The sequence below is a fragment of the Bacillus sp. Root131 genome (assembly GCF_001429475.1).
Classification (GTDB): domain Bacteria; phylum Bacillota; class Bacilli; order Bacillales; family Bacillaceae_G; genus Bacillus_A; species Bacillus_A thuringiensis_S.
The window spans coordinates 2,366,023-2,378,684 of sequence record NZ_LMJQ01000001.1 but is presented as its reverse complement, the minus strand read 5'-3'; the positions used below and the strand labels follow the sequence as shown (position 1 = coordinate 2,378,684).

Genomic DNA, 12,662 nt, shown 5'->3' with positions numbered 1-12,662 from the left:
ATGAATCCCTCCATTACTTATAGTTTATTATATCCTCATGTTGTGATTGATACCATTTTGGAATATAGGATGAAAAATGATTATGATCTTCTAAAATTCCGTTCAATCTTTCCTTCATATCATTTACTAAATGTGGCGTGCTTCGGTTTGTCCATACGATATCAGCTGGGAATGTCATTGCTGCATATAATGAGTACAGTTTCCAAAAATGAAGCGACGGTTCGCCTCCGCAATATCCGTGAACTTGTCCAACCGCAAATGGTTTACTTATTCTTGTAGTAAAAATCGCTACGTTATAAAAATCATGTATTGGATCACCAAAATCATATCCACCAAAATCGATAACGATAAACTCCTTATTATGAATCATACTATTTGCTGGATGGAAGTCATCGTGTAAAAAGGTAATAGGGCGATTTTTCAATAATTGTTTATGCTCCCCTACAAATCTTAATACTGGCTTCAAATCAAGGAAGTCTATTTCATAATTTGCTAACGCTTCTACGTATCTTTCGTATTTATTCCATCGAACTGTTTCCCATTTATTACTTGCACTTTCTCTTTCAATTGAGTGAATCCTCTTTAGTACTTCTCCTGCTTTTCTTCCTGCATGGTACTGTTCTTCCACGGATAGCTTCCCTAAACCTTCTTCACCATTTATACCTTGGATCCATTCAAATACTTGAACACATTTATTTATTTGTTCAAGTTTTATAAAATGAATTAACTTAGGCGTTGGAATATGTAATGACTCTAATTGTTTCATATACATATATTCTTCTTGTTTACGTTCAAAATGAACAGCATCACATACTTTCACAAAATATGTTACTCTGTTTTCTAATTCTATTTTATATTTCTCTTCATGTGAAAAACCTTTTGAAATAACTGTACACTTTACAATACGAGGCCATTCTAGTTTACTCTCTATCTCTCTAAGCATTTCCTTCACAACGTTCACCTCTATCAATATATGTACAAACTATGTAACACTTCATGCTCTCGTTTATTTTCACCTTTAAACTCCACTGCAAAAGGATTTTCGCCATTCTTATTCAGATGTTCTAGCACTAGCCCTTCTCCAATCGGCTCACAAAACTGCACATGAATATCTCCAAATACTACACTTTGACACTCGGCATTCCATTTTTCACTTTTCACAACTGAGCTTGTAGATAGCCCCATTACTTCTTTCCATTTCCGCACCGTTTCTCGAACGTTTTTCACTGCATAATGGATCGTTTCAATTTGTTGTACTTTATTTTTATGTTCCGTGATTGTTCCAATGTTACGTAAATCATTTCTTCTTTCTTCGTCCGTTTCATTCCATTGTATAAAGAAAGGTAATTTCGGTCCGTTCTCTTCTTGCTTTACAAATAACATTTTCCATTCTAAAAGGCGACCATCTTTTCTCATACGTTTCCCTTCAAATGGTCCTATCGTATGTAAACCGTGCTTACTAAACTTTACTGCTAGGTCTTCAATTGCATCTGTTCGAATTGCGATTTGCAGCATTCCTTCTCCGTCTTGTAATTTCACTACTGTTTCTTGTACTAATGGATTGTCTGCTTCTTTCGCTTTTTCTTCATGCTGCACTGCTAAAAATTCGATATATGATAAATCAAAATAACATAAACTATTCCAAGTACCCCAAGTAATATGCTCTCCACCTATTGCAGTATAAAATCCGTGCGCCTGCATTTGTTTTGCCGCTTCTTCCGGTGTACAATGTACGGCGTGTACTAGATGATCAAATCGCAACATGTCCTTCTCCCCTTTCTCTCCATCCTTTTATTGTATATTTTATTTTTCTTTCATTCAATTCAAAAAACTTTAAAACCCAGTTGATTTATACGATTAATATGTATTATAATGAAACAAATTTAATTATTGCTGATTGGAAAAACCAAAGGCACTTTTCTCATACGGGAAAAGTGCCTTTTTCATTTATTATTACAGGGGGATTATTTATGCAGAAATTAATTGTCTTTGCTATTATCGGATTTTTCGCTCAATTGATTGATGGGGCACTTGGAATGGCGTATGGGGTAACATCTACCTCACTATTATTAATGTTTGGTATCGCACCGGCTGTAGCTTCCGCTTCTGTTCATTTAGCTGAAGTCGTTACAACCGCCGCTTCCGGTGCATCTCATATCAAATTTGGAAACGTTGATAAATATACAGTTTCCAGACTTACATTACCTGGAGCAATTGGTGCATTTGTTGGGGCATGTTTTTTAAGTAATTTACCTGGCGATGTAATTAAACCGTACATTTCCGTTTTTTTATTTACTTTAGGGGTTTATATTTTATTACGATTCGTCCTTCAAAAACAAATTGTTGCTTCAAATAAGCGTATGTCTGCAAAACAACTTGTGCCGCTTGGTTTATTTGCTGGATTCGTTGATTCAACTGGTGGCGGTGGCTGGGGGCCGATTACGACACCCGTTCTTCTAGCAAGAGGAAATGAAGCTAGAAAAGTTATTGGATCTGTAGATACGAGTGAATTTCCTGTTTCACTCGCTGCAACAATTGGTTTCTTCATCTCACTTGGCTGGGAACAAGTAAGCTGGGTTTGGGTATTTGCCTTAATGCTTGGCGGTATTGTCGCAGCTCCAATTGCTGCATGGTTAGTTCGTATCGTTCCAGCACATTTACTTGGGGTATTAGTTGGTGGTCTTATTATCTTTACGAATATACGTACACTGCTGACTACATTTAAAGTGGATCCAACTATTATTTCACTTTCTTACGTGGCAGTTGGTCTTGTCGTTATTATTTCTATTTTCATTGCTGTTCGCAATCATTCCAAGCGTTCTAACGCATCGACAGCCGGATATCCGAATGATCAAAAACAAATGCTACCATAACGATAAAAATACCGCCCGATATACTTCGAGCGGTATTTTTTATTTTTCTATTTTCCAATTAATCATCGTTTCTGTAGCATTTACTCTCTTCATATGTAACTTTTCTAAAACACGAATCGAACTATAGTTATCTAGGAGTGTCTCTGCAATTATTGTTTCTACCTCTCCTGTTTTGAAAGCCCAATCGATTAGTTCTCTTACAGCTTCTGTTGCATAGCCCTGATTCCAATATTTCTCAATAAATCCATAGCCAATTTCTACTGTTTGCTTCTCGTTTGGTTTCCCTTTAAACCCAATATCACCTAAAAAGCTATCATCTTCTTTCCGAAGAACATACCACGCACCCCATGGTAATATAGCTGCATCTTGTTTTACATTCTTTACATGCCCTACAATATGCGGACCGCTATTGTATCCTTGCTCGTTAGCAATTTGAATCCTCTCTTCTGTACACGGCACTATATAGAGCCTTTCTGTTTCTAATTTCATATTGATTTCCCCTTTTCAATTAAACAATACCTCAATTTTACTAAAAATAAAAAGAATATTCATTCTATCCGTTAAATTTATACTTATTCTTTGAAACGAATTTAAGGAATAATCCTCTTTTGATAGTTATGTCGAATTATATTTTTCTGAATTTTCTTTTAATTTAGAGGGTTTTTCAATATTTTTTGCGAAACATTTGTATAACAATTTTTTCTTTGCTTATTGCTACATAATAGTAGGTTCGGGTGGAGTTTTGCAAGCGTTTCCTATACAATAACCGATATTTTTTGACTTTTTCTAACAAAATATCTTGCAATATATTCAGAAAGTCATTACAATTGCCATATATTAAAAATCTTAGCAATATATCAAATCCTCATCAATCCGATGAGGTAGAGGTTGCGACTTTTATGAGTAAAACGGACGAGACACAGAGAATGTCACCAACTCCGTTTGAAAGGAAAAGTTGCCGAAGTTTATATTTCTTCTCTGGAAATATGAGCTGGGGCTGTCTCCGAAAGGAACAGAACTGTCACGTTTACAAAATTACCGTGTAAACGTGGGGTGCTATCTTAACGGAAGGGTATGATGGGGTGGTTATTTGTGAAACGTTCCGCCTAATTCCTTTGGCGGTTTTTTGTATTTTTCTCCCCCGCTCCTTCCTAACCTACAAGAAAAGGAGTGTTGAACATGAATAGCGCAACAAATCAATCTACCTCTAAAACGCAAACTACACAAGGACAAGGTGAATTAAAACGCGGATTAAAATCTCGTCACCTTACGATGATTTCTCTCGGTGGTACAATTGGTACCGGACTATTTCTTGCCAGCGGTGGTGTCATCCATACAGCTGGACCTGGTGGCGCATTAATTGCATACGCCGCAATTGGAATTATGGTTTATTTTTTAATGACAAGCTTAGCTGAACTTGCAGCTTACATGCCTGTTACTGGATCTTTTAGTACGTATGCAACAAAATTTGTTGATCCATCACTTGGCTTTGCACTTGGATGGAACTATTGGTATAACTGGGCAATTACGATTGCTGCTGAACTTGCAGCTGTAACATTAATTATGAAATTTTGGTTCCCAGATACTCCTTCTCTTATTTGGAGTGGATTATGTTTAGCTATTATTTTCCTTTTAAACTATTTATCTGTTAAAGGGTTTGGTGAATCTGAATATTGGTTCGCACTTATTAAAGTAGTTACTATTATTATCTTTTTAATTGTTGGTTTCATGATGATTTTCGGAATTATGGGCGGCGAAACTGTTGGATTTAAAAACTTCACAGTTGCAGATGCACCATTTAACGGCGGTATCATGGCAATTATCGGTGTATTTATGGCAGCTGGTTTCTCCTTCCAAGGAACTGAATTATTAGGAGTAGCTGCTGGTGAAACATCTGATCCAGAACGTAATATCCCAAAAGCAATTCGTTCAATCTTTTGGCGTATTCTTTTATTCTATATCCTTGCGATTCTCGTTATCGGTTTACTAATTCCTTATACAACTGAAAGCCTTGCTGCAAGTGATGTAACAGTAAGTCCGTTTACACTTATTTTTGAAAAAGCGGGCGTTGCCTTTGCTGCTTCTGTTATGAACGCTGTTATTTTAACTGCTGTACTATCTGCTGGTAACTCTGGTATGTATGCATCAACTCGTATGCTTTGGGATTTAGCTCGCCAAGGAAAAGCACCAAAGTTTCTTGGTAAATTAGATAGCCGCGGTGTACCTGTTAACGCATTAATCGTAACGTCAATTGTTGGTAGTATTGCTTTCATTGCTTCTTTATTCGGTGACGGTGTTGTATACATTTGGTTATTAAACGCATCTGGAATGTCTGGTTTTATCGCATGGGTCGGAATTGCAATTAGTCATTACCGTTTCCGTAAAGCATATATCGCACAAGGAAAAGATTTAAAAGACTTACCATATAGAGCAAAATGGTTCCCATTCGGTCCAATCTTCGCATTTACACTTTGTATCATCGTAATTTTAGGACAAAACTACGGCGCATTTATGGGTGAAGCAATTGATTGGAACGGTGTACTCGTTTCTTACATCGGTTTACCACTCTTCTTAGTACTATGGTTAGGTTATAAATTTACGAAAAAAACAAAAGTGATTCCACTTGATAAATGTGAACTAAAATAAAGTGAAACGAGCAAACAAATTTGTTTGCTCGTTTTTTGTTGCAAACCTCTTTCCTTTATTATCGCTCCTGTTTTTGCAATAATAAAGGAAATATAAATAAAGGTTGGGATACAATGAACATTCGTATTACTGATGAAGCAAAAGCAGCTATACGTAGATTAGAACGTGAAGATAAAAAGATCGTTCGCATTAGAGGAACAATGACGAACTCTTGTAGTATTTTCGTTGATGTCGATTTAATTTGGGATACATATAACGCAGATGATGTTGTATATGAAGATGTAGAGCTTATCGTACAAATGGATTCATTCACGAAAGAATACACTGGTGATACAGTGAAACTTGATTATAAGACGACAGGTTTTAGTATTACGACTCCGAGTGAGACTTTAGTTTATGGATTGTCGATTAAAAAATAAAAATTGTTTTCATTTGACCACCGAGGTGAAAAAATGGGTAAATATGTTCCGTTAAAATTTTTATTTAATGAAGAATTAGCAGAGAAAATAGCTGATTCTATTTGTAAACACGATCCTAATTTTTCTAAAAGAATCTTTGTAGATTCTGTAACATATAAAGTTGAAAATTTAGAGTTAAAACAACGTATTGAAGTAATAGCAGATGAATTACACAATGCTTTACAAAAAGATTTTAATGTAGCAATACATATATTACTGAAAACATTAGGACCAGAAAATACAACAGAAGTAGGCACATTCACAAACGGATATATGTACATGCCTATCGCAAAATACGTTGAAAAATATGGTCTGAACGATTTTGAAACCTCATTCAACACCATGTATGAAATAACGAAAAGGAATAACGCTGAATATGCCATTCGGCCTTTTCTTGAAACATACCATGAAGACACACTAGACATATTACAACAGTGAGTTCATGACCAAAACAGTTATCTCTATCAGTGTTTCAGTAGTTTGGAACAAAAGGCTGCTGGTACTAGAATGAGTTTGCTTAATTTCCCAGGCTTTCTAACGAAAGGAATGGGGATTGCGATTGTAGGTGGATTATTATCGATACATTTGCTAAACCGAAAATTACTACCTATGAATGCTAATTCTTTCACTCATTTGTATAGTAATTTACTATTACTTTTTGCAGGAATCATATTGATTAGCTGGTTGGTTACTATGAAAATGTATAAATGCTCCAGAAGAAATATATATCAAGTGAAAAGATTCATTTTTCAATAACTTTTTTGTTATATTTTTAAATCTAGTGACGTTTCTTACATCAAGATTAAACAACTATATTTTTAACCCCGATCTAAATTTAGATCGGGTTATACTTATTTGGACTTTTGAAATTAAATAACTTTATTATCATTTTACATATAAAAAATCAAAATTTAACAATTTACCCTATATGCATTATAAAAGGCTTGTCTAAAATAATGTATATGTCAAGAAAACTTGTCTGTAAGTTGAAATGTTGTAGAATCTAGAGTCCGAATATGCTTACGGTAGATCCTCCTAATCATACTCGCCTGCGTCGGATGGTCTCTAAACCCTTTATACCACGTATGATTGAGGACCTTCGTTCCCGTATTCAGCAACTTGCCGACGAATTGTTAGTTGCTGTACAAGAACAAGGAAAGATGGAAATTATTGCAGATTTTGCTTAACCACTACCCATTATTTTCATTTCAGAGGTGCTTGGGATTCCCGCCACTGATCGAAACCAGTTCCGCAAATAGACAAAAAACTCATGGACACCTCTGTGGAACCTATTCAGGGAACTGAAGTTAAAACAACACTTAAAAGTTTATTCATTACATTGAGACATTACTTAACGAAAAGCGTCTAAATCCTGATTCTGATTTGATAAACGATCTCATTCAAACAAGAGAGCAAGAAAACAAGTTGAATAAGAACGAGCTTCTTTCGACAATTTGGCTATTCATCATCGCTGGACATGAAACGACAGTTAATTACATAGAGAAGTCAACGTCTTTTTTATTTTAGGGGAACTTGTTTTGTTAATTTGATATTTACAGTTAAGTTAAGTTAAGTGACATTTGATTCTCATAATCCGTATTATCTGAAGTTAATAAAGTCTATTACACTCTCTTCTTTAGGAACGTTTCCATAATATCTTTCTTAAATTTTTCATAATCAAACTGAAAAGCTACATTATGCGTTTTATAGCCTGGATTAGTAACAAAACGAAAATCTGCAATGCTTTGACCAAATCCTTCTCCTTGATCAGGGATTACTTTAATAGGTACTCTTGAAAGACTAACAGCGTCTTGATTTAGCAAATACCAAACTGTTACAAAATCATGCATAGGACTTCCACTTATACCAGGATTAGACTTGGAGTAGAAATTATAATAATAATCTAACATAGGTTTGATGATGAGTCCTGCAAGATCCTGTGTACTCCGATGAAATGCATCAATTTGCTGGACCATTTCGGGTGTAACAATCGCGTGTTGAGTCACATTTAAAGGAATAATCGTCAAGTTCTTTGCATGCTGCAGAATTAAGTTTGCTGCATACGGGTCTGCGTAAAAATTAGCTTCAGCCACAGCAGTTACGTTACCTGGATAGAAAAAAGCTCCCCCCATGCAAATGCATTCTCTTACATTTCGCATTGTTTCTAAATTTAATACAAAAGTCGTAGCTAGCGAAGAAAGTCTTCCTAAATTGATAATTGTAAGATCTTCTAAATTTGATTCTATAATTTGATAAATATCATTTAAAGGATAAACTGGATATGAAATTTCAGGTGGAATAATAGGTCCTAATCCAACTTTTCCATGTACCTCAGGGAAATACTGAATCACTATACCTGTCAACGGTACAGAAGCACCAAGGAATACAGGTATTTCTTCTCTTCCCGCAATGTACTTTAAATAGTTAATATTTCTTATTACATCTTCTCTTGATACATTTCCATAATCGGCCACAATTCCTACAAGTTGAATGTCTTTACGAAAAAAGGTGTACAGTATAGCAAACGCATCATCAATCCCTAAATCTGTAAACAGGAGAACCTTTTTTTGCATATCTCTTCCTCCAAAATTTATAGAATTCTACTTTCACCAATGATGCAGTGATTAGAATACGCTTGTATATATATTTTTTATGTATTCTTAAAGAGTGGATTCTATTCACTTGAAATAGTTTTGCTTATCTAAATCTGATATTATATTCAAGCACAAAATACATAAGGGTATTAGAGATATGGAAAAATCTGTTGTTATTGAGGAATTTACATCGGATTGGGCACTACAATTAGGGCTCACCATATCAAAAACGAAAATTGTACGTTTAGACACAAAATTAACATATTTTGATTAGCTCCCTGTACGTTAAGGAATTAGTTTCTATATTTGAGGAGATGTATGTGACAGGTGTATATTTAGGGGAATCTAATATTCACCATTCAAATATGATAGAATAGAAGTATATCCAAAACGGAGGAATAACAAATGAACTCAAACACAAAACAGTTTATTTATGATATCCAGCAAAGAAAGAACAATTATATAGAAAATGCTCTAATAGCAATACAACACCCTAAAAAAGAGCAATCTGAACAGGTCATTCAAAATATAGTAGAGAAGATGGATATGATGATTAGTCTAGTTACTACGTACATGAGGATTGAATCTGGATCTATGGAAGAATTAAAAGAACTTCAGAAAGAAATTATCCATGCTCAAGCATATATCCAAAAACGAAAATTTGAAGAAACACAGAGATAAAACCCTGTGTTTTTATTTGATTTATAATGCTAATCTATTATAAATCAAATTACATGTGATTATTGTTTTGGCATAATCCATACAATTTGTTGAATGCGTACAATATATGGCACCGTATCTTCAATGAGCAAATGATCTAGTTTCACATCCTTTAATTTACCTCTTATATTGCCTCTTACAGTTTCAGTAACCACATGTTTACCAATTACTGATTGTAATGTCTGATATACATAGGGATTAGGCACACTTACCATATTTTGTTTACTAAAGTCATTTCCCTCCAAATAACTCATTCTATAAAACTCCTTTCTAACTTGCATTCTTTCTACTAATATATGATATAAATCTTATAAATATGCTAGAAGGATAATTCATTATATGGACGGAAATAACATTTTAATAGGGTACGGTTTCTATTTCTACATTGCTAAAAAAATGATTTATATAAAGTTACTTTTACTAGTTAATAGGAGATGATAAAGGGATATTTTGAATATACATCTAGGTTGTTCCTTTCTGGTTATGTATCATTTTAAATACGCCCTTTATTAGAATAGTGCTCATACTTTTTTTGAGATTCTTTCGTAATACGTGCGTTAAGTAAAATTGCTAACAATAAAAACACTCCATATTTTCCGCCTGTAGCTCCTATGATAATCACACTACTACAAACAAGTACAATTAATAGGATAAACGAAACTAAATAAATACGATCATAATTCTTTGACATCTTCTCGTATTTTATGCGTTCTTTCCTTGCATCCATNACAAACAAGTACAATTAATAGGATAAACGAAACTAAATAAATACGATCATAATTCTTTGACATCTTCTCGTATTTTATGCGTTCTTTCCTTGCATCCATTTTAATTCCTCCTTTAGATGATCCATTTCACTCTCAGATAAATCTCGGCCTTAAAAAGGAAACAATCTATCGTTTTAAATAATTAGTTTGTTTTTTTATCAACTAATTTATATAACGTAAAAAGAAATCCTACCAATATTAAGCTTTCCACCATGATAATCTCCATCCTCTCCTTCCTTTTAACCCCAACACATCAGATAAAAGTTATGTATATCCCATATTAGCTGCAGCAAGCAAAAAGGATCCCCCTTTTCTTAAAGGCTGATCCTTTTCTCCTTGCATGCAACTATTTTTACCTATTCTTGATTAATTAGAATAATAGCTGGTCCATCTACACGAATTCCACCAACTTCGATTTTTTCATAAGGCTCAACTGTAATAGAAATAATCCCTTCTCGCTTCTTTAATTCATTACTTAATTCTTTTGTTAACATTTTTTTCATGTGCGGACTCCTTCTTACTGCTTAATTTACTATTGTTATGTAAATAAAATAAAAAATGGTTTCTTGGTCTGGAAACCATTTTTTGTAGTTTACCATATGGTGTTACCAGTTCGTTTATCAATTTTACGTAAAGAAGATAAACAATTACTATTCACTGTCTCAGTAGATGTAAGGAACTCTTAAAGCTGGCGGTGAGATTGATTGTTTTTTCTTCTAGAAATAATGACTTAGATAGTATATTACCTAAAACAATGAAAGCCCTACCTCTCTTTCATCCTTACGGCTCCTTGTCCGTGCCAGTGTGAATCAGGATTGCAAAAATCAAGTGACTATTTAATCGAGTTATTTAATGAAACTTCGAATGTTCGTAAAATAAATTTAAAAATAAAAATGGATTAGATTGAAGTAATAACAAAAGAGGTTTCTACTCTAAAAGTGAGTTGAAGAAATTGAATGTCTTTGAAATGATTTACTTTTAATACTCATCATATTCTCGAAAAATTCAGGATGTTTTCGGGAGATATAATACATTATCTATAATAAACCTTAACAGAAACTTTTTATTTGATTTTCAGTGATTCCTTTAATTAATTCTAGTTCACTGACCAAAAACTTATATGCATCATCCAACAATTTTTTTTCACTTGTATTCAGTGTTTTTTCTTTCTTCATACGCATTAAATCGCGTACAACTTCAGCACCTTCTTGTATTTCACCCGTTTTTATTTTGTCCGTGTTCACTTTATGCCTTTGTTTCCACGGCAGTAATTTACATGATTCTTCATGCTGAAAAATGTGTATAATGTGTTTTAATGCAAGTATATCAGTAACTGGGCGTATATTCGAATTCAATATTTTACCCGTAGGAATCATGACTTGCATATTACTGATTGACATTTTGATGACATAATACTGTTGTTTTTCCCCTGAGAATTCTTTTTCTTCTATGGCTTCAATTATACCTGCTCCGTGCATTGGATAAACAATGTTATCGCCAATTTGAAACATATAATCCACCTCCATNCCCTGAGAATTCTTTTTCTTCTATGGCTTCAATTATACCTGCTCCGTGCATTGGATAAACAATGTTATCGCCAATTTGAAACATATAATCCACCTCCATATGTGGTAACCTTTTCAAGCTTAACACATATGTTGTTTTTTATCAAATATTTAATAATATCACAAGTTCATTTTAGGTGTCAATTACTTTTTTCTTCAAAAGTTAAATCAAGTAAAACAGCCGTAAAATACCAAAGAGCGTTCGAGATTTCCAATAAAAGAAAAGGGAATCCATACGCGTATATCCTGAAATCTCCACCCATTAACGTAGATCAATTTCCCCTTGAAAACGGCCAAATCGATCCCGTATTTTTTTCAATCTTATATGATACTCCAAAATCTCAATTCTTGCTTTTTCTGCTAGAGGGGCAATTGGTCGTAAATCTTTTAACCCCCAATACTCAACCACTACATCAAGTACTTGATCAAAATATTGTAGTGGGCCATAGTTTGCTTCTTTTGCAATCACAGCCATTCTATTTTCAAAATCAGGCATGACGGCACCTGGCATTTTAAAATTCCTAATCACATTGGCAATATGGTAGCAATAATTTGGTTCCAATTCTAAATGTGTTCGAATAACGTCTCGATAAAACGCATAATGAAGTGTTTCATCTTTTGCAAGACGGCGTAATTACACCAGAAGGGAGAGTAACTTGACTTTCATCCCAAGGAACTCTTTTAAAGTCCATTCCCTTATCCCATGGTAAAAACTCATGATAAGCCCAGTCTATCTTCTGCGCTCTTATTTTATGTTGTTCATACAGTTCTTTTAAACGTGGTTCTAATCGAAAATCTAAATCATTTGTTAACATTTAAGTGCCCCCTTTTTCTTACCATGGATATTCATCCTATTTTTATCCTTAAAAATTTTCTACAAATAAATATTACTTTCCTTTTTTAAAGTCAAACAAAACAAATTTGTAACAAAATTTTTTAAGAGCACTATATTTTTATAGGATTTTTTTATTAAAAGGAGGACCGTTACATCTATTTTCTTTTTTATAAAATAGATACTGAAACATACAATATGTTAGTT

General features: G+C 33.9%; 13 protein-coding genes, 4 pseudogenes and 1 riboswitch. Of the genes and pseudogenes, 7 read left to right on the top strand and 10 right to left on the bottom strand.

Annotated elements, in window-relative coordinates; genetic code table 11:
- Window positions 1-13: 13 nt before the first annotated feature.
- Complete coding sequence (locus ASE54_RS11885) at window positions 14-952, bottom strand: aminoglycoside phosphotransferase family protein (protein WP_000661761.1); 939 nt, start codon at window positions 950-952, stop codon at window positions 14-16.
- A 14-nt stretch (window positions 953-966) separates the two neighbouring features.
- The gene (locus ASE54_RS11880) at window positions 967-1,764 is read right to left on the bottom strand and encodes a VOC family protein (protein ID WP_000943330.1); all 798 of its coding nucleotides are present in this window, start codon (window positions 1,762-1,764) and stop codon (window positions 967-969) included.
- Window positions 1,765-1,862: 98 nt separating this feature from the next.
- On the opposite strand from ASE54_RS11880, the gene ASE54_RS11875 reads away from it, so the two are divergent.
- Window positions 1,863-2,873 carry a sulfite exporter TauE/SafE family protein gene (locus tag ASE54_RS11875; protein WP_002082558.1) on the top strand — a complete coding sequence of 337 codons (1,011 nt, stop codon included), beginning with the start codon at window positions 1,863-1,865 and terminating at the stop codon, window positions 2,871-2,873.
- 39 nt (window positions 2,874-2,912) lie between these two features.
- Here the strand turns inward: ASE54_RS11875 and ASE54_RS11870 are convergent, their stop codons facing one another.
- Entirely contained in the window at window positions 2,913-3,362 is a 450-nt protein-coding gene (locus ASE54_RS11870) for a GNAT family N-acetyltransferase (RefSeq protein ID WP_000764593.1), read from the bottom strand.
- Window positions 3,363-3,747: 385 nt separating this feature from the next.
- Window positions 3,748-3,940: riboswitch (Lysine riboswitch) on the top strand.
- A 112-nt stretch (window positions 3,941-4,052) separates the two neighbouring features.
- On the opposite strand from ASE54_RS11870, the gene ASE54_RS11865 reads away from it, so the two are divergent.
- The 5 genes and pseudogenes from ASE54_RS11865 to ASE54_RS36855 all read left to right on the top strand — a co-directional run.
- Window positions 4,053-5,519: an amino acid permease gene (locus ASE54_RS11865; RefSeq protein ID WP_001083394.1), complete on the top strand. Its 1,467-nt coding sequence runs from the start codon at window positions 4,053-4,055 to the stop codon at window positions 5,517-5,519.
- Window positions 5,520-5,632: 113 nt separating this feature from the next.
- On the top strand, window positions 5,633-5,938 hold the full coding sequence (locus ASE54_RS11860; protein ID WP_001026197.1) for an iron-sulfur cluster biosynthesis family protein: 306 nt from the start codon (window positions 5,633-5,635) through the stop codon (window positions 5,936-5,938).
- 33 nt (window positions 5,939-5,971) lie between these two features.
- Window positions 5,972-6,412 (top strand): annotated as a pseudogene (locus ASE54_RS11855) (hypothetical protein); the annotation flags it as partial.
- A gap of 39 nt (window positions 6,413-6,451) precedes the next feature.
- Window positions 6,452-6,733: pseudogene (locus ASE54_RS36860) on the top strand (hypothetical protein); the annotation flags it as partial.
- A 254-nt stretch (window positions 6,734-6,987) separates the two neighbouring features.
- Window positions 6,988-7,477, top strand: a pseudogene (locus tag ASE54_RS36855) (cytochrome P450); the annotation flags it as partial.
- Window positions 7,478-7,599: 122 nt separating this feature from the next.
- Here the strand turns inward: ASE54_RS36855 and ASE54_RS11845 are convergent.
- Window positions 7,600-8,550, bottom strand: coding sequence for a nucleoside hydrolase (locus tag ASE54_RS11845; protein WP_001170286.1), 951 nt, complete (start codon window positions 8,548-8,550; stop codon window positions 7,600-7,602).
- A 426-nt stretch (window positions 8,551-8,976) separates the two neighbouring features.
- On the opposite strand from ASE54_RS11845, the gene ASE54_RS11840 reads away from it, so the two are divergent.
- Window positions 8,977-9,252: a hypothetical protein gene (locus ASE54_RS11840; RefSeq protein WP_001087711.1), complete on the top strand. Its 276-nt coding sequence runs from the start codon at window positions 8,977-8,979 to the stop codon at window positions 9,250-9,252.
- 59 nt (window positions 9,253-9,311) lie between these two features.
- Here ASE54_RS11840 and ASE54_RS11835 read toward each other — a convergent pair whose 3' ends face one another.
- From ASE54_RS11835 to ASE54_RS34105, 6 genes and pseudogenes are all read right to left on the bottom strand, one after another.
- The gene (locus ASE54_RS11835; protein WP_000120819.1) at window positions 9,312-9,545 is read right to left on the bottom strand and encodes a YuzF family protein; all 234 of its coding nucleotides are present in this window, start codon (window positions 9,543-9,545) and stop codon (window positions 9,312-9,314) included.
- Between the two features lie 239 nt (window positions 9,546-9,784).
- Entirely contained in the window at window positions 9,785-10,018 is a 234-nt protein-coding gene (locus ASE54_RS11830) for a hypothetical protein (protein ID WP_000340032.1), read from the bottom strand.
- A 396-nt stretch (window positions 10,019-10,414) separates the two neighbouring features.
- Window positions 10,415-10,561, bottom strand: a complete 147-nt coding sequence (locus tag ASE54_RS34110; protein WP_000738546.1) for a BC1881 family protein — start codon at window positions 10,559-10,561, stop codon at window positions 10,415-10,417.
- Between the two features lie 546 nt (window positions 10,562-11,107).
- Complete coding sequence (locus tag ASE54_RS11825) at window positions 11,108-11,569, bottom strand: CarD family transcriptional regulator (protein ID WP_000486293.1); 462 nt, start codon at window positions 11,567-11,569, stop codon at window positions 11,108-11,110.
- A 16-nt stretch (window positions 11,570-11,585) separates the two neighbouring features.
- The coding region (locus ASE54_RS35715) for a CarD family transcriptional regulator (RefSeq protein ID WP_002131741.1) at window positions 11,586-11,669 on the bottom strand (84 nt) is incomplete at its 3' end.
- Between the two features lie 216 nt (window positions 11,670-11,885).
- Window positions 11,886-12,438 (bottom strand): annotated as a pseudogene (locus ASE54_RS34105) (acyl-ACP desaturase).
- Between the last annotated feature and the right edge of the window lie 224 nt (window positions 12,439-12,662).

What these genes read in the sequence shown, in the direction of transcription:
- ASE54_RS11880 (WP_000943330.1), bottom strand. Translation starts at nt 1,764, where the DNA reads ATGTTGCGATTTGATCATCTAGTACACGCCGTACATTGTACACCGGAA.
- ASE54_RS11875 (WP_002082558.1), top strand. Translation starts at nt 1,863, where the DNA reads ATGTATTATAATGAAACAAATTTAATTATTGCTGATTGGAAAAACCAA.
- ASE54_RS11870 (WP_000764593.1), bottom strand. Translation starts at nt 3,362, where the DNA reads ATGAAATTAGAAACAGAAAGGCTCTATATAGTGCCGTGTACAGAAGAG.
- ASE54_RS11865 (WP_001083394.1), top strand. Translation starts at nt 4,053, where the DNA reads ATGAATAGCGCAACAAATCAATCTACCTCTAAAACGCAAACTACACAA.
- ASE54_RS11860 (WP_001026197.1), top strand. Translation starts at nt 5,633, where the DNA reads ATGAACATTCGTATTACTGATGAAGCAAAAGCAGCTATACGTAGATTA.
- ASE54_RS11845 (WP_001170286.1), bottom strand. Translation starts at nt 8,550, where the DNA reads ATGCAAAAAAAGGTTCTCCTGTTTACAGATTTAGGGATTGATGATGCG.
- ASE54_RS11840 (WP_001087711.1), top strand. Translation starts at nt 8,977, where the DNA reads ATGAACTCAAACACAAAACAGTTTATTTATGATATCCAGCAAAGAAAG.
- ASE54_RS11835 (WP_000120819.1), bottom strand. Translation starts at nt 9,545, where the DNA reads ATGAGTTATTTGGAGGGAAATGACTTTAGTAAACAAAATATGGTAAGT.
- ASE54_RS11830 (WP_000340032.1), bottom strand. Translation starts at nt 10,018, where the DNA reads ATGGATGCAAGGAAAGAACGCATAAAATACGAGAAGATGTCAAAGAAT.
- ASE54_RS34110 (WP_000738546.1), bottom strand. Translation starts at nt 10,561, where the DNA reads ATGAAAAAAATGTTAACAAAAGAATTAAGTAATGAATTAAAGAAGCGA.
- ASE54_RS11825 (WP_000486293.1), bottom strand. Translation starts at nt 11,569, where the DNA reads ATGTTTCAAATTGGCGATAACATTGTTTATCCAATGCACGGAGCAGGT.